Origin of the sequence: Flavobacterium sp. ACN6, assembly GCF_002304005.1 — a bacterium.
Taxonomy (GTDB): domain Bacteria; phylum Bacteroidota; class Bacteroidia; order Flavobacteriales; family Flavobacteriaceae; genus Flavobacterium.
Map to the genome: position 1 here is coordinate 167,916 of NZ_MRCQ01000009.1, position 16,754 is coordinate 184,669.

The following is a 16,754-nucleotide window of genomic DNA, read 5'->3' on the forward strand; positions in this document are numbered from 1 at the left end:
ATAGAAAGAAATGGTAAACAAAATAGAACATATCGGAATTGCGGTAAAAAATATGGACGATGCCAATATTTTGTTTGAGAAAATGCTCGGCGTTCCGTCGTATAAAATGGAAGCTGTTGAAAGCGAAGGCGTTTTAACTTCTTTCTTTCAAACCGGAAATAATAAGATTGAACTTTTGGTGGCAACAAATTCAGAAAGTCCGATTGCAAAGTTTCTAGAGAAAAAAGGAGAAGGAATTCATCACATTGCATTTGACGTTAATGATATCGAAGCAGAAATTATCCGCCTGAAAAATGAAGGTTTTGTGTTAATAAATGAAATTCCGAAGAAAGGAGCCGACAATAAATTGGTCGTTTTTCTGCATCCGAAGAACACAAATGGTGTTTTGGTGGAGCTTTGTCAGGAAATTAAATAAAAAAATGTCATTTTAATTTTTAAATAAGATGTTGAAAATCAATTTCGTTTTTGAAATTCGGCAAAAGAATTAAAATTAAATACAAATGATGTCTTAAAATATTTGGAGTGAATGAAAAATAGTAGTAATATTGCATCCTCTAAACCGGTCCTATAGCTCAGCTGGTTAGAGCACCTGACTCATAATCAGGTGGTCCCTGGTTCGAGCCCAGGTGGGACCACTACTTTAGAAATAGAAAGCCTTTACAGCAATGTAAAGGCTTTTTTATTGCTGTAAATTAAATTTGTAATATTATTCTATCAATTAAAATGTATTTTTACTTTTTGCAGAGAATAGTAAAACATGAAACTAGAACAAAAGGACAATAATTATTTTATTACTTCAAAAAAGACTTTTGAAGAAAATGCTGTTGATACTGCTTTTGTAAAACAAGCTTTTGATTTTGCTTATGAAATGGTTTATGGAGAAGGATTTCATCGTATTTGCAGATCGGGCGGACAATTGCACCGATCAGATAAAGAAATTTTTCAAAATACGTTTCAGGGGAAATTAGCAGAAATTGTGCTGTATCAAAATTTGAAACTTCAAAATATAGATGTAGAATCTCCAGATTTTAGTATTCATGGAAAAGGAATTTGGGATGAAACCGATTTAAAAGCAAACGGAAGATTTATCTGCGTAAAATCAGCCGCTTTCTTTTCTAATCTTTTTCTTTTGGAAACTAAAGATTGGGATTTTGAAGGAAGATATGTTCCCAATCATGATAATTTAAATATTGCTGTTTATGATTTTTTTGTTTTGGTGAGAATAAAGCCTGATATAAAATTTATTCTAAAAAAAATCACCGAGAGTAAAGAAAATTTATGGCAGGAAATCGAAAAAACGGTTTGGTTTTATGATATACCTGGATGTTCTTCTATAGTAACAATTCGACATATTATTAAAAATCAATATGTTATTCCTAAAAAAGCATTGCTGAATGCTAAAACCAAAATGGATGCAGCCAATTATTATATTCAGTCAGGTGATTTACATCATTTGGAAAAATTGTATTCGGGTTTAAAAGAAAAATAGATTAAATTTATGTTTTAAAGACAAATTTAATCTTAACGAGTAATGGATAATTTAACTCCCGAACAGCGGAGAAAAAATATGCAGGCTATAAAAAGCACCGAGACAAAAGATGAAGTAAGGCTTGCCAGGGCATTATGGAAACTGGGTTATCGATATCGAAAAAACAATAAAAAGATATTTGGAAAACCTGATCTAACTTTTGCAAAATACAAACTTGCTATTTTCGTCGACAGCGAATTTTTCCATGGAAAAGATTGGGAAGTGCAGCAACTGCGTATAAAATCAAATCGGGAATATTGGATTCCTAAAATTGAAAGAAATATGAGGCGGGACGAACAAGTAAATGCTTATCTGCTTTCTCAAAATTGGACTGTTATACGATTTTGGAGTAAACAGATTCAAAAAGAACTAGATCTTTGTCTTGCAAAAATTGAAGAGACGATTCTTCTTTTAAAGAATTGATTTTTTTTTGCTGTAAATTCTGTACAATAATTTAGCTGTTTTGAAGTTAATACTTCATCTTTTGATCTTTCTTTTTAATGTAAATATTTGTCAGCTTTTTAGATAAAGATGGTAACTTAATATCTATTAGTCACTTAAGATAAAAAATGTAAAAATCTAAACCTTGTTTTTTTTCGTATTTTGGTAAATAGATGTTTTGGTTTGGTTTAAATGTTTCGTTTATTTTTTAAAATCAGGAAATTCTTATAAGGCTGTTTAGTAATTAAATAGTAGTGAAAATGAGGTTTTTATGAGCTACAACGTTTTCTAAAAAGGCATTCGGCTGTTTAATAAAAAAAGTGTTAAAATTTGTTGTGTGTTTTTTGTTTTAAAAGTTGCTTTTCTTCAAAAAACTTATACTTTTGTCCAAGATTTTGCAGATAAAACAGCGTTTGTGCGAAATTTCTATTAAAGTAAATTTGTTAATAATTATAGCTTGCTGTTTACAACAGCTTGAATTTATGAAAAATCTTAAAGCCCCCTTTTTAGCAGTTGCGTTAATACTATTTAATATTTCGTTTGTGTGTGCAGGTACACCCCCACCGCCAACTGCGCGTATGGCCAGCACCGCCGGCACAACTGATCTTGATGATGAAGACAGTCCTGGAAGTGGAGGAGAAGGATTTCCAATAAATCAAAATATATTAATTCTATTAATAGGCGGTTTAGTTCTTGGAGCGACCGTAATATATAAAAACACAAAAAAAGCTTCAAATTAATTTGAAGCTTTTTTGTTTGAAAACTTAAGTAACTATTTGTTTATCGAATACAGTCTTGAAATGTATTTTCCAACTACATCAAATTCAAGGTTGATTTTTGTTCCTACTTTGAAATCTTTAAAATTAGTATGATCGTAAGTGTAAGGAATAATTGAGACGCTAAATTCATTTTCCTTAGAATTTACAACGGTAAGACTTACGCCGTTTACTGTAATAGAACCTTTTTCTATTGTAATATTATTTAGGTTTTTGTCATATTCAAAAGTGTAATTCCAGCTTCCGTTGGCTTCTTCAATTTTAGTACAAGTTCCGATTTGATCAACGTGCCCTTGTACAATATGCCCGTCCAGACGATCGCCAAGTTTCATTCCTCTTTCTAAATTTACTACTTCACCCGCTTTCCAATCGCCGATATTGGTTTTTAAAATAGTTTCATCTATCGCTGTTACAGTATAAAGAGAATCTTTAATGGCTACGACTGTTAAGCATATTCCGTTATGCGAAACGCTTTGGTCAATTTTTAATTCGTTAGTGATCGAAGCGTCAACTGTTATGTGAAGATTATTTTGGTCTTTTTGAATTTCGTGAATCCTGCCGAGTGTTTCTATAATTCCTGTGAACATTGTAGTTTTATTTTACTAAATTTGCACATCAAAATTAGTAATAAATAAACTGAGCTCATGAATAAAAAAGCAGAAAATATAATTGTTGGAATTTCAGTAGGAGATTTAAACGGTATTGGAAGCGAAGTTATACTAAAAACATTCGAAGATTCTCGTATGTTAGAATTGTGTACGCCGGTTATTTTTGCTAATGCTAAAATTCTTTCATTCGTTAAAAAAAGTTTTACATCGACAGTTCAATTTCACGGAGTTGATAAATTAGATCAAGTTATTCCTGGAAAAGTAAATGTTTTAAATCTTTGGAAAGAAGGAGTAGATATAAATTATGGAGCTAATGATCCTAAAATAGGCGAGTATGCTATAAAATCTTTCACCGCGGCAACAAAAGCCTTAAAAGATGGAGAAATAGATGTTTTAGTTACAGCGCCAATTAATAAGTATAATATACAGTCTGAGGATTTTAAATTCCCTGGTCATACCGATTATTTAGATCAGCAATTAGAAGGCAATGCGCTGATGATGATGGTTCAGGATAATTTAAGAGTTGGTCTTATTACAGATCATGTGCCATTGAATGAAGTCGCTTCTCATTTAACGGAGGAATTAATTACTAAGAAAATAGAAACCATTAGAAAATCTTTGGTTCAGGATTTTAGTATTGTGAAACCGAAGATCGCAGTTTTAGGTCTGAATCCACATGCTGGTGATGGCGGTGTAATTGGAAAAGAAGACGATTTGGTTTTAAAACCAACTTTGAAAAAAATCTTCGAATCGGGAACAATGGTTTTTGGGCCATTTCCTGCTGATGGTTTTTTTGGAAGCGGTCAATTTGAAAAATATGATGCTATTGTAGCAATGTACCACGATCAAGGATTGATTCCGTTTAAAACATTATCTTTTGGAAAAGGAGTTAATTATACAGCGGGTTTAGATAAGATTAGAACTTCTCCAGATCACGGTACAGCCTATGATATTGCTGGAAAAGATATGGCAGATTATAATTCATTTACAGAGGCAGTCTATCTTGCAATAGATATTTTTCGCTCTCGTAATCAGTATGAGGAGATTAGTCAAAAACCTCTTAAAATAAAAGAAAAACAGTTATAAACAAAAAAAGGTGAATAAGATTATTAGATTTATAATAATTTTATATCTTTGCACCCCAATTCAGACATCTAGTTTTAGAACTGAATTGATCAAATTGATGTTGAAATGAGCAAAACAAAAGAATTTTTAATTCCTTTCGTAGGATTAAAACTAGGAAAACACCATTTTGAGTATCAGATAAATAACACGTTCTTTAAGGACTTTGATTACGATGAGTTTCAAAGTTCAGATATTAAAGTGAGTTTGGTTTTCGAAAAGAAAAGCAGCATGTTAGAGTTAGAATTCAAACACAAAGGAACTGTAAATGTACCTTGTGATCTAACAGGCGAAGATTTTGATCTTCCTATAAAAGGAAAAATGAAATTAATTGTTCGCTTTGGAGATGAATTCAATAATGATAATGAAGAATTGTTGATTTTGCCACACGGAGAACATGAATTAGATGTGTCACAATACATTTATGAAATGATTGCACTTTCGGTGCCTCTTAAAAGAATTCATCCAGGAGTTAAAGACGGAACTTTACAAACCGAAGCTTTAACAAAATTGAATGAATTAAGTGTAAAAGAACAAAAAGAAGAGAGTAATAAAGAAGAAGATATTGACCCGCGTTGGGAAAAATTAAAGAAACTATTAACGGATAAATAATATAGTAAAATGGCACATCCTAAGAGAAAAATCTCGAAAACAAGAAGAGATAAGAGAAGAACACATTATAAAGCTACTGTAGCTCAAATCGCTACATGTCCTATTACAGGTGAGGCACATTTATACCACAGAGCTTACTGGCATGAAGGTAAAATGTACTACAGAGGGCAAGTTGTTATCGATAAATCTGAAGCGGTTGCTTAATACGTTTTTGTAAATTATACTAGAACTCTCACATAGTGAGAGTTTTTTTTGTTGGTTATAATTTTTGTTTTTTAAGAAAATATAGACAAATTCGCTTCGTTTTTTTTTGTAATTTTCAAGTCTTTTAAAAATTTTTCAAATCGCAGTATTTGAGAGGAAATAATAGAATATAATGAATAAAATCACAGCCGCTATTACCGCTGTTGGCGCTTACGTTCCTGACTTTGTACTTTCTAACAAAGTTTTAGAAACAATGGTTGATACCAATGACGAGTGGATTACCACTCGAACAGGAATTAAAGAAAGAAGAATTCTTAAAGATGCTGATAAAGGAACATCTTACCTTGCTATAAAAGCAGCACAAGATTTAATTGCAAAAGCAAATATTGATCCTCTTGAGATTGATATGATTATAATGGCAACAGCAACACCAGATATGATGGTGGCTTCTACTGGAGTGTATGTTGCAACAGAAATTGGAGCTACAAATGCATTTGCTTACGATTTGCAGGCTGCTTGTTCAAGTTTCTTATACGGAATGTCAACTGCTGCAGCGTATGTTCAGTCAGGACGTTACAAAAAAGTACTTTTAATTGGTGCAGATAAAATGTCATCAATTGTAGATTATACAGACAGAGCTACTTGTATTATTTTTGGGGATGGAGCTGGTGCAGTTCTTTTCGAACCAAATTATGAAGGCTTAGGTTTACAGGATGAATATTTAAGAAGTGATGGTGTAGGACGTGATTTCCTTAAAATTCCGGCCGGAGGTTCTTTGATTCCGCCTAGTGAAGAAACTGTAAAAAACAGACAGCACAATATTATGCAAGACGGGAAAACTGTTTTCAAATATGCTGTTACAAATATGGCCGATGCCAGCGAATTGATTTTGCAAAGAAATAATTTGACAAATGAAGATGTAGACTGGTTAGTGCCACACCAAGCTAATAAACGTATTATTGATGCTACTGCCGGAAGATTAGAATTAGATGAATCTAAGGTATTGGTAAATATTGAAAGATATGGTAATACGACTTCTGGAACTTTACCATTAGTATTGGCTGATTTTGAAGATAAGCTTAAAAAAGGAGATAATGTTATCTTTGCTGCATTTGGTGGTGGATTCACTTGGGGATCTATCTATTTAAAATGGGCTTACGATAAGAAATAAATTAAAACTAAAAACGAATCATTATGGATTTAAAAGAAATTCAAAACCTAATCAAATTTGTTGCAAATTCGGGCGTTGCAGAAGTGAAGTTAGAAATGGATGATGTAAAAATCACCATCAGAACAACTTTAGAAACAAATGTAACTGAAGCAACTTACGTGCAGCAATTACCAACTCAGGCAGCTTTACCACAAGTAGCGGCGCCGCAAGTTACTGCTCCAACAGTTGTAAATGTAACTCCAGAAGCACCAGCTGCTAACGATTCTAAATATATTACTATAAAATCTCCAATCATTGGTACTTTTTATAGAAAACCATCTCCAGACAAATCTGTTTTTACAGAAGTAGGAAGCACTATTTCAAAAGGAGATGTTCTTTGTGTAATTGAAGCAATGAAATTATTCAACGAAATCGAATCTGAAATTTCTGGTAAAATTGTAAAAATTCTTGTTGATGATATGTCTCCTGTAGAATTTGACCAACCTTTATTCTTAGTTGATCCATCATAATTTTTAAAAATTCCAATAGAGAAATCACAAAATCCAATTGTTGGAATTTGGAGATTGGAATTTGTAATTTTTAATATAAATAAGATGTTTAAAAAAATATTAATTGCGAATAGAGGAGAAATTGCACTTCGTGTAATTCGTACATGTAAGGAAATGGGAATCAAAACTGTTGCAGTTTACTCTACAGCCGATGCAGAAAGTTTACACGTTAAATTTGCTGACGAAGCGGTTTGTATTGGTCCTCCTCCGAGTAACTTATCGTATTTGAAAATGTCAAATATCATTGCAGCTGCAGAAATTACAAATGCAGATGCAATACACCCAGGATACGGTTTTCTTTCTGAGAATGCTAAATTCTCTAAAATTTGTCAAGAGCACGGAATTAAATTCATCGGTGCTGCTCCAGAAATGATTGACAGAATGGGTGATAAAGCTTCTGCAAAAGCTACAATGAAAGCAGCAGGAGTTCCATGTGTACCAGGTTCAGACGGATTATTAGATTCTTATGAGCATGCACTTAAAGTAGCTAAAGAAATTGGTTACCCAGTTATGATGAAAGCTACTGCTGGTGGTGGTGGAAAAGGAATGCGTGCGATCTGGAAAGAAGATGAGCTTTTAAAAGCTTGGGAAAGTGCGCGTCAGGAAGCTGCTGCAGCATTTGGAAATGACGGAATGTACATGGAGAAACTTATTGAAGAACCACGTCATATCGAAATTCAAGTTGTTGGAGATTCTTATGGAAAAGCATGTCACCTTTCTGAAAGAGACTGCTCAGTGCAACGTCGTCACCAAAAACTTACTGAAGAAACACCTTCACCTTTCATGACAGATGACTTACGTACAAGAATGGGAGAAGCTGCTGTAAAAGCTGCTGAATTCATTAAATACGAAGGAGCTGGAACGGTAGAATTTCTTGTGGACAAACACAGAAACTTCTATTTCATGGAAATGAATACTCGTATTCAGGTTGAACACCCGATCACAGAACAAGTTATTGATTATGATTTGATCCGTGAGCAGATTATGGTTGCTGCTGGAATTCCGATTTCAGGTAAAAACTATCTTCCAGAATTACACGCTATCGAATGTCGTATTAATGCTGAAGATCCTTATAACGATTTTCGCCCTTCACCAGGAAAGATTACTACGCTTCATATGCCAGGAGGACACGGAGTTCGTTTAGATACTCACGTATATTCAGGTTATAGTATTCCGCCAAACTACGATTCTATGATTGCAAAGTTAATTACGACAGCGCAGTCTCGTGAAGAAGCTATCAGCAAAATGCGAAGAGCTTTAGATGAGTTCGTAATAGAAGGTGTAAAAACTACAATACCTTTCCATAGACAATTAATGGACGATCCAAAATATATTGCAGGAGATTATACAACTGCATTTATGGATACATTTAAAATGAATGCTCCAGAATAATTATAAAGGCTGTCAATTTTTTGACAGCCTTTTTTCTTTGTAACCGTTTTTTAAAATTCCAAAATTTTAAATTCCAAACTTCAATTCAAAAAGTATCAATACTGAAATTGAAACCTCAAACTTAAATTTTGGAATTTGGAACGTTAAAAATTGAGATTTAAATTGAATATTTCCTCAAGGTTACACTTTAAGTGTTTACTTATTACACACCTTTTTCGCCTTTTACACACTTTTTGAATTTTCTTATTTTTTGGCATATTTTAATAAAGCCTTTAAAAATAAGGGTTTACGGGGTTTGGCACGCATCTTTTTCATTACGGCATAATAATTTCATTGTCTAAAGCGTAAACAACTATTAATATTAAAATATATACGTTATGAAAAATTTATTTTTATCAGCCGCAATTGTCTTAGGAAGTTTAACTTCATTCGCTTCAACTACACAAGTAACAAATACAATCGTAAAAACGATTTCTGTTGAAGAAGAATACACTGAAATCAAATTAGAAGAATTACCAGCTGCTATTACAGAATCTTTGAAAAAAGCATATCCAGAAGCTGTAATTACAAAAGCATATAAAAACGAAAAAGCAGAGTACAAACTTGACGTTACTGTAGGTGACAAAGTTGGAAATCTTTTCGCTAATGCAGATGGAACTTGGATTAAAAAATAATCTAATATAGATTTTGTGAAAATCCAGATCAAGAATACTAAGATCAAATTAACAATATTAAAATACAACTATCATGAAAAATTTATTTTTATCAGCCGCAATCGTTTTGGGAGGTTTAACATCATTTGCTTCAACTTCGCCAATTTCAAATACAATCGTTAAAACAATTTCTATTCAAGATGAATATACAGAAGTTAAATTAGAAGAAGTTCCAGTAGCTGTAACTGATGCTCTTAAAAAAGCATATCCAGACGCTGTGCTTACTAAAGCATTTAAAAACACAAAATCTGAATACAAGCTTGAAGTAACTGTTGGAGATAAAACAGGAAATCTTTTTGCTAACGCAGACGGAACTTGGATTAAAAAATAATCTAAAACTAACCCTTAAAAACTATTACTATGAAAAAGTTAATCTTATCGGCAGCGATTGTTTTAGGCAGTTTGTCGATGCACGCAGAAACCGCTGCTGTAACCAATTTAATGGTGCAGACAGTTAATGACCAGGATGAATATAAAGAAGTAGATGGAGTGCCCGCAGCTGTAAAAAAAGGCTTAGACGAAGCTTATCCTGGTGTAGTGCTTGAAAAAGCATGGGTAAACGACAAAAAGGAGTACAAAATTGAGATAACAGTTCGAAAAGAAAAATCGATTGTATATACAGATGCTTCGGGTAATATTCTTAAAAAATAATTTTAAAATACAATATTATGAAAAAGTTAGTCTTATCAGCAGCGATTGTTTTAGGAAGTTTATCGGTAAATGCCGCTATTCTGCCAGCAATTTCAATCTCTCAATCAGTACTTATTCAAGATGAATTTACTGAAGTAACTGCAGATGCCGTTCCGGCAGCAGTGAAGTCAACAGTTGAAAAATCTTTCCCGAAAACTAAGCTTGAAAAAGCGTATAAAAACGAGAAAAACGAGTATAAACTTGAAATTTCAAATGGAGACAAGAAGTATACTATTTTTACAGATGCTTCTGGTAACATCATCAAAAAATAATTAAAATCAGCATCATGAAAAAATTAATCTTATCAGCAGTTATCCTTCTTGGAACAATGTCAATTCAGGCAAATATATTGCCAGTTTCAGAAGATATTAAAACTATTGTGGTTCAATCAGAATACACAGAGGTTACTGCAGATGCTGTGCCTGCAGCTGTAAAAACAGCTTTGCAGACAGCTTATCCGGGAGCAAAACTGGATAAAGCATTTGTTAACGAAAAAAAAGAGTATAAACTCGAAATATCAGTTGGAGACCAAAAGGCTACTGTGTACTCAGATGTCAATGGTAACTGGTTGAAAATATAATTAGGTGAATTTAGATTTATGTTTTTGGTGAAAAAGAGATTGCTGCTTGCAATCTCTTTTTTTTTGCATAATTTTGTGAAAATCCAATTTTAATAGTCTTATTTTAGCAAAAAACTCCCTAAACACAAATGCCTAAGATATTATTGATAGAAGATGACATCGCGTTTTGTAAATTATTAGAAAAATTTCTAGTTAAAAAAGCGTACGATGTAACGATTGCTTTCTCTGCTGCAGAAGCACGTACAGCGGTTAAAAACGAATCTTTTGATTTGATTTTAACAGATCTTCGTCTGCCTGATTTTGACGGTATTGCATTGATGTCAGAATTTAAAGATTCATATCCTGATATTCCAGTTATTTTAATGACAGGTTATTCTGATGTAAACACTGCAGTTAAGGCAATTAAAAATGGAGCAGCAGATTATATATCTAAACCATTTAATCCAGATGAGGTTTTATTGGTTATTACCAATGCACTGCAAACTCCAAAAGAAGAAGAGGAAGATCTAGTTGAAGTTCCAACGAAAAAGAAAACTGCAAAAAAAGCAGCTTCAACTTCAACGGAAAATGAATTTGTTAGAGGAATTTCGATTGCTTCTAAAAAATTATTAGATCATATTGAATTAGTAAGTCCGACGGATATGTCTGTTCTAATTATTGGCGAAAGCGGAACTGGAAAAGAAATTATTGCTAAAAGTATTCATCAGCAAAGTCAGCGAAAAAACAACAATTTTATTGCGGTTGATTGTGGTGCTATTCCAAAAGAATTGGCTGCAAGTGAATTTTTTGGTCACTTAAAAGGGTCTTTTACGGGAGCGATTAGTGATAAAATGGGTTATTTTGAAGCGGCAAATGGAGGAACTTTATTTTTGGACGAAATTGGAAACCTTTCGTATGAAAACCAAATTCAGTTATTAAGGGCGCTTCAGGAAAGAAAAATTAAACCCGTTGGAAGCAATAAAGAAATAAACGTCGATATCCGCATTATTACAGCTACAAATGAAGATTTACGTGAAGCAGTAAAAAACGGTGATTTCAGAGAAGATTTATACCATAGAATCAACGAATTCTCTATTCAGTCTCCATCTTTAAAAGATCGTGACGAAGATTTAATGGTTTTTGCAGATTATTTCCTTGAAAAAGCCAATCAGCAGTTAAATAAAGATATTATCGGATTCTCTCCAGAGGTAGTTTCTATTTTTCAAAATTACAACTGGCCGGGGAATTTACGTGAATTACAAAACTGTGTAAAACGTGCGACGCTTTTATCTCGCGGTGATTTTATTGATAGCGATGTCCTTCCAGCAGAATTTTTCCAGATTCAAAAACAACAGCCAGCTGAGAATGGAGTTTTTTCATTATCTGAAAATGAAAAAGAAACCATTATTCATGCTTTATCTAAAGCGCAGAATAATAAATCTGAAGCTGCAAAGCTTTTAAAAATTACCAGAAAAACACTTTACAACAAATTGAAACAATATAATATAGAGTAAAGCATTTTTAAAATGCTTTACTTTTTTTTAAACTTCTTGTTTTAATGCTTGAAAAAGAACATTCATTTTTTCTTTTAAATCCGTATACATACTGTCTAAATCTAAGGTATTCAAATCGTCTTTTTCTAACTTCTTTAAAATCTGACCAATTTCATTTGCTTGAATTTGTTTAAACATCGGTGCAATACGATGTGCAATCGATTTAATTTCTTCATGATTATTCTCTTGTATTGCCGTTTTCAAAAGTTCTATATTATCTGCACTGCTGTCAATAAAAGATTTTAGAACCTCTTTTAAAGCAGATTCATCATGACCTAGAAAATCTTTTAATGTATCTAAAGAATACATTTGAGAAGATTGATCTTCTGTAATTTCAGAAAATTCTGTGGCAGGGATTTCTTCGTGATCTAATATCTGCTGAATGGTTTCCAATAAAATTTTTGGTGAATACGGTTTTTTAACAACAGTGGTAAAACCAGCATTTTTATAAACCGAAAGATCTAAATCTGTTCGTCCCGTCAGCGCAATCACTGGCTGATTTTTGAATATGTTTTCTGGAAGCTCACGAAGTTTTTCTAAAAACAAAAATCCGTCAATCTCTGGCATTTGAATATCGCTAATAACAAAATCAAAAGCAGTATGCTGCATTGTTTCTAAAGCTTTAGAAGCGTTTGTAAATGACAAAACCTGATGCTGTTCTTGTTTTAAAACCCCGCTCGTCAAATTCAAAAGATTGATGTCGTCATCAACAACAATAAAAGTCTGCTTTTTAGTGTTTTTTAAGGATTTGTTTTTTACTTCAGTTGAACTTGGCTGACTATTATCAAATAATAATGGCAGTTCAATTTTAAAGGTGCTTCCTTTTCCAAAAATACTTTCTAAGCTTAAACTTCCGCCCAAAATAGAAATAATCTTCTGGCAGATTGATAAGCCTAAACCAGTTCCTCCATATTCCTTTTCAATGTTCTCATTTGCTTGGGCAAACTCTTCAAAAACCAATTTTTGGTTTCCTTTTTCAATACCAATTCCAGTGTCTTGAACAGAAATGGTAAAAGTCTGGTCTTCATTCGCGTAAGCGGCAACTCTAATATGTCCTTCTTCAGTAAATTTATAAGCATTACCAATAATATTGGTTAGAATTTGTCTTAGTCTAAATGGATCGCCTACAATACGGTTTTGGAACTTCTCGTCGACATTAATAATAAGATCAATATTTTTTTGCTTGTAAACTGTTTGAATATTCTTTGCAACATCTTCAATAATTTCAGGAAGTAAAAAAGGAACTTTTTCGATTGCTATTTTTCCAGCCTCTATTTTAGAAAAATCCAGTAAATCCTGAACAAGTTGTGTAATATACTCAGAAGAATTTTTAATGTTTTTAATGAAATAAGACTGCTTGGTATTAACGTCTGAATTTCCTAAAAGTTCAGAATAGCCGACAATAGTGCTCAAAGGCGTTTTTAAATCGTGACTTACTGTTGAAATTAACTGTTCACGACTTTTAAGCAGATTTTTTGTTTTGAAATTGGCAATTTCCAGCTGTTTTTTATAAGCTTTTGATTTTGAATAATCGCTCACAATTAAAATAGAGAAAAATACAGTTAACAGTAAACCAATAACGGCCGAAGCGGTTACAATTTCGTTGACTCTTTTTAATGATTTTTCTTTTAAAGAATTGTTTTTTATCGAATTGATGATGATTTCTCGCTCAATAATTCGAAGTACTTTTCGAAGCTGATCTGAGATCGCCATTTCGTTTTGGAGCAGTTTGTTTTCTTCAAAATTCAACGATTCTTTCTTCTTTTCAGCTTTCATTTTTACGGTACTCAACAGCTTTTTAGAATTGGCTAAAATAGAATCCGAAGCTTTTTTACTCAATGTATTGGTGCTGTCGTCGGGAATGTTTTGATTAAGATAATCTACATATCGCTGTAAAACACCACGCTGGTAACTTCCCAATTGATTTGGGTTTTTGGTAAAATCCTGAAGTTCGAGTTTTCGAAGGTTAAACTCCATTTTCGTGATTTCGTCAATAGCATTATTTACAGAAGTTTCGTCGTCTGCTTTATTTTTTATTTCCTTTAACTGCTTGATGTTTTTTGTCTTTTCAGACAAAAGATAAGTGACACTATCCAAAAGTACTTTTTGATATTCTGTAGTAACAATTTGTTTTAAAGTATCGATGCGAAGACGAAGCGAATCTGTTTCTATCAAATAATTATTGAAATCTTTTTCAGAGTTATTTTGAATAGTCTGCCTTGCTAAACTCTCGGTTTTATAAACATTGGAGAAAAGTTTACTAACCCTTAGAATTTTAGTTTTTTCAAAAGCAATCTTATCTTCCAGTTTGTTATAAACAACATTTTCAGAATATAGAAACCATCCAACGGTTACCACCAAAGCCAATAATGCAACATAGCTGAATAAAACTTTGACTGCGGTGTAACTTCTTTTGCTTTCCATATTTTGCTGAAGGATTTGTAAATTGGGGATATTGTAAACTCCTGCAATTTATCTAAAAAAATCTGTTTACAGAAAAGTAAATTTAGTCAATATGTTACATAATTGTAAGGTATAAAAATAAAAACAGCCGTAGATTATATAAAATCTACAGCTGTAATTTTGTACTTTCTATGAATTATAAAGTCTCGTCTAACCATTTAAAGAATTCACCCTGCCAAACCTGAGCATTCTGTGGTTTTAAAACCCAGTGATTTTCGTCTGGAAAATAGACAAATCGGCTTTTAATTCCTCTTAACTGGGCAGCTTGAAAAGCTTCCTGTCCTTGTCCGATTGGCACACGGAAATCTTTTCCTCCTTGGAAAATCAAAATTGGTTTATTCCAGTTTTGAACCAATGTCGCAGGGTTAAAAGTCGTATACGCTTTTTGTGCTGCGGCATTATCTTTTTCCCAATATGGGCCGCCAAAATCCCAGTTGTTAAAGAAAACTTCTTCCGTCGTTCCCAACATACTAACAGTGTTGAAAACACCATCGTGAGCGATAAAAGTTTTGAAACGGTTTTTGTGAATTCCAGCTAAATAAAACACAGAATACCCTCCGTAACTAGCACCAACGCATCCTAAACGGCTTTTGTCAACATAACTTTCTTTGGCAACATCATCGATAGCAGAAAGGTAATCGTCCATCACTTGTCCGCCCCAGTCTTTACTAATTTGTTCGTTCCATTCAACACCATGTCCTGGCATTCCGCGACGGTTTGGCGCTACAACTACATAACCTTTTGCTGCCATTAAAGAGAAATTCCAACGGAAAGAATACGATTGTGTCAATGCACTTTGCGGTCCGCCTTGACAGAATAATAAAGTTGGATATTTTTTTGAAGCATCAAAATTTGGAGGAAGAATTACCCAAACCAGCATTTTTTTGCCATCAGTAGTAGTAACGTAACGTTTTTCTGTTTTACTTAATGTCAGAGATTTGTATGTTTCTGTGTTCACATTTGAAAGTTGTTTCCAAGTGTTTTTCTTCAAATTAAAAGAGAAAATTTCACCGGCATGATTCATATCACTTCTTGTAACAATAATGTCATCTCCAGAAAAACCTACTAAATCATTTACGTCAAAATCTCCATTTGTCAATTGACGTACATTAATAGCGATTTTTGTTAAACCTGGAAAATTAACAGAGAAAAGTTGCTTTGTTCCATCAATTGGCGCAACAAAGAAAACCGTTTTTCCATCTTTACTCCAGATAAAATTATCTACAGTCCCGTCCCAATTTGCCGTTAAGTTAGTTTTGATTCCTTTAAATTCAACAATAATGTCGTTTTTATCAGACTCGTAACCGTCACGTTTCATTTGCAGCCAAGATAAATTTCCAGTTGGAGAAAACTGCGGTGCCGTATCGTAACCTAAATTACCATCTGTTTTGTTGGTCGTTTTTTGAGTTTCTAAATTATATTCGTAAATATCTGTGTTGGTAGAAATCGCATAAGCAGTTCCTGCTTTTTTCTTGCAAACATAAAAAATACTTTTGCTGTCTGGCGACCAAATATAATCTTCGTCTCCGCCAAAAGGTTTTTGAGGAGAATCAAAAGTTTCACCTTTTAAAATATCAATTCCTTTTGCGCTATCTTTATTTTCTTTATAAAAAACATGGTTAAATTTTCCTTCGTTCCAAGTATCCCAATGACGGTAATCTAATCCGTCATAAATTTGAGCGTCAGATTTAGTTAGTTTTGGATAAAAATCTTTTCCTAAAACTTTATCGATTTTTACTTCTTCATTATACACTAGATATTTTCCGTCAGGAGAAATATTTTTGTCCGCTAAGATGTCTTTCGTGTCTTTAATTTCTGTTGCATTTCCTCCGTTTACGGGAATTGTGTAAATTTTAGAAGTCGATTTATTTTCTTCTACAGAAGGTGTAGAAACTTTAAAAACAACATTTTTCGCATCTTTAGAAATACCAAGAGGTGTCACTCTTCCTAATTTCCATAATAATTCTGGCGACATAACATTCTGTCCGATAGCGTTTAAACTCATTACTATTAAGGTTGTTAATAATACTTTTTTCATAATCAAATTATTCTATTTTTTGTGGCGCTAAAAATACAACATTTAAAATCCAATAAATTGTTAAAATTCAAATTCCAATTTTGAAATTCCAAATTCCAATGTTGTCAGTTTGAGAGAAGTCGAAGAGTAAGTAGTAAAGGGCTTCGACTCCGCTCAGCCTGACAGCGAGGTGAAATTCCAAATTCCAATGTTGTCAGTTTGAGCCTGACAAGTGAGGTGAAATTCTATTTCTTACAGTATAATTGTTTTATCACCCTGAGCGAAGTCGAAGGGCATACAGCAATTGAGTTTGGCAAACGTTTCTAAAATTTGGAATCTGGAATTTTCATTATTGGA

The 16,754-nt window shown here is 33.0% G+C and carries 20 protein-coding genes and 1 tRNA gene; 18 read left to right on the forward strand and 3 right to left on the reverse strand.

The window, feature by feature from the left end:
• Positions 1-10 precede the first annotated feature (10 nt).
• The 5 genes from mce to BSF42_RS15215 all read left to right on the forward strand — a co-directional run bounded on the left by mce (position 11) and on the right by BSF42_RS15215 (position 2,709).
• On the forward strand, positions 11-415 hold the full coding sequence (gene mce / locus BSF42_RS15195; protein WP_095953936.1) for a methylmalonyl-CoA epimerase: 405 nt from the start codon (positions 11-13) through the stop codon (positions 413-415).
• Between the two features lie 146 nt (positions 416-561).
• Positions 562-635 (forward strand) — tRNA-Ile (locus tag BSF42_RS15200).
• A gap of 122 nt (positions 636-757) precedes the next feature.
• Positions 758-1,489, forward strand: a complete 732-nt coding sequence (locus tag BSF42_RS15205; RefSeq protein WP_095953937.1) for a hypothetical protein — start codon at positions 758-760, stop codon at positions 1,487-1,489.
• A 42-nt stretch (positions 1,490-1,531) separates the two neighbouring features.
• Positions 1,532-1,951, forward strand: coding sequence for a very short patch repair endonuclease (locus tag BSF42_RS15210; RefSeq protein ID WP_095953938.1), 420 nt, complete (start codon positions 1,532-1,534; stop codon positions 1,949-1,951).
• Positions 1,952-2,352: 401 nt separating this feature from the next.
• Entirely contained in the window at positions 2,353-2,709 is a 357-nt protein-coding gene (locus BSF42_RS15215) for a hypothetical protein (protein WP_141248464.1), read from the forward strand.
• 32 nt (positions 2,710-2,741) lie between these two features.
• Here the strand turns inward: BSF42_RS15215 and BSF42_RS15220 are convergent, their stop codons facing one another.
• Entirely contained in the window at positions 2,742-3,332 is a 591-nt protein-coding gene (locus BSF42_RS15220) for a riboflavin synthase (protein ID WP_095953940.1), read from the reverse strand.
• Between the two features lie 57 nt (positions 3,333-3,389).
• Here BSF42_RS15220 and pdxA point away from each other — a divergent pair, with 57 nt between their 5' ends.
• The 13 genes from pdxA to BSF42_RS15280 all read left to right on the forward strand — a co-directional run bounded on the left by pdxA (position 3,390) and on the right by BSF42_RS15280 (position 11,878).
• Positions 3,390-4,439 carry a 4-hydroxythreonine-4-phosphate dehydrogenase PdxA gene (gene pdxA / locus BSF42_RS15225; protein ID WP_095953941.1) on the forward strand — a complete coding sequence of 350 codons (1,050 nt, stop codon included), beginning with the start codon at positions 3,390-3,392 and terminating at the stop codon, positions 4,437-4,439.
• Between the two features lie 105 nt (positions 4,440-4,544).
• Positions 4,545-5,087: a DUF177 domain-containing protein gene (locus BSF42_RS15230; protein WP_095953942.1), complete on the forward strand. Its 543-nt coding sequence runs from the start codon at positions 4,545-4,547 to the stop codon at positions 5,085-5,087.
• A 9-nt stretch (positions 5,088-5,096) separates the two neighbouring features.
• Positions 5,097-5,291 (forward strand): 50S ribosomal protein L32, encoded by a 195-nt coding sequence (rpmF, locus tag BSF42_RS15235; RefSeq protein ID WP_031455170.1) that lies wholly within the window; start codon positions 5,097-5,099, stop codon positions 5,289-5,291.
• 172 nt (positions 5,292-5,463) lie between these two features.
• Entirely contained in the window at positions 5,464-6,462 is a 999-nt protein-coding gene (locus BSF42_RS15240) for a beta-ketoacyl-ACP synthase III (protein WP_095953943.1), read from the forward strand.
• Positions 6,463-6,485: 23 nt separating this feature from the next.
• The gene (gene accB, locus BSF42_RS15245; protein ID WP_095953944.1) at positions 6,486-6,971 is read left to right on the forward strand and encodes an acetyl-CoA carboxylase biotin carboxyl carrier protein; all 486 of its coding nucleotides are present in this window, start codon (positions 6,486-6,488) and stop codon (positions 6,969-6,971) included.
• A gap of 84 nt (positions 6,972-7,055) precedes the next feature.
• On the forward strand, positions 7,056-8,402 hold the full coding sequence (gene accC / locus BSF42_RS15250) for an acetyl-CoA carboxylase biotin carboxylase subunit (protein WP_095953945.1): 1,347 nt from the start codon (positions 7,056-7,058) through the stop codon (positions 8,400-8,402).
• Positions 8,403-8,779: 377 nt separating this feature from the next.
• Complete coding sequence (locus BSF42_RS15255) at positions 8,780-9,076, forward strand: hypothetical protein (protein ID WP_095953946.1); 297 nt, start codon at positions 8,780-8,782, stop codon at positions 9,074-9,076.
• Between the two features lie 73 nt (positions 9,077-9,149).
• Positions 9,150-9,446, forward strand: a complete 297-nt coding sequence (locus BSF42_RS15260; protein WP_095953947.1) for a hypothetical protein — start codon at positions 9,150-9,152, stop codon at positions 9,444-9,446.
• A 29-nt stretch (positions 9,447-9,475) separates the two neighbouring features.
• Entirely contained in the window at positions 9,476-9,766 is a 291-nt protein-coding gene (locus BSF42_RS15265; protein ID WP_095953948.1) for a hypothetical protein, read from the forward strand.
• On the forward strand, positions 9,738-9,890 hold the full coding sequence (locus tag BSF42_RS22845) for a hypothetical protein (protein ID WP_371615949.1): 153 nt from the start codon (positions 9,738-9,740) through the stop codon (positions 9,888-9,890). Before BSF42_RS15265 ends, BSF42_RS22845 begins: the two co-directional genes overlap by 29 nt.
• Complete coding sequence (locus BSF42_RS15270) at positions 9,844-10,077, forward strand: PepSY-like domain-containing protein (RefSeq protein ID WP_371615968.1); 234 nt, start codon at positions 9,844-9,846, stop codon at positions 10,075-10,077. The genes BSF42_RS22845 and BSF42_RS15270 overlap by 47 nt, the downstream gene beginning before the upstream one ends.
• A gap of 14 nt (positions 10,078-10,091) precedes the next feature.
• Positions 10,092-10,385, forward strand: coding sequence for a hypothetical protein (locus BSF42_RS15275; protein WP_095953950.1), 294 nt, complete (start codon positions 10,092-10,094; stop codon positions 10,383-10,385).
• 128 nt (positions 10,386-10,513) lie between these two features.
• Positions 10,514-11,878: a sigma-54 dependent transcriptional regulator gene (locus BSF42_RS15280; RefSeq protein ID WP_095953951.1), complete on the forward strand. Its 1,365-nt coding sequence runs from the start codon at positions 10,514-10,516 to the stop codon at positions 11,876-11,878.
• Positions 11,879-11,905: 27 nt separating this feature from the next.
• Here the strand turns inward: BSF42_RS15280 and BSF42_RS15285 are convergent, their stop codons facing one another.
• Entirely contained in the window at positions 11,906-14,341 is a 2,436-nt protein-coding gene (locus tag BSF42_RS15285) for a hybrid sensor histidine kinase/response regulator (protein ID WP_095953952.1), read from the reverse strand.
• Positions 14,342-14,516: 175 nt separating this feature from the next.
• Positions 14,517-16,418, reverse strand: a complete 1,902-nt coding sequence (locus tag BSF42_RS15290; RefSeq protein ID WP_095953953.1) for a S9 family peptidase — start codon at positions 16,416-16,418, stop codon at positions 14,517-14,519.
• Positions 16,419-16,754: the final 336 nt, after the last annotated feature.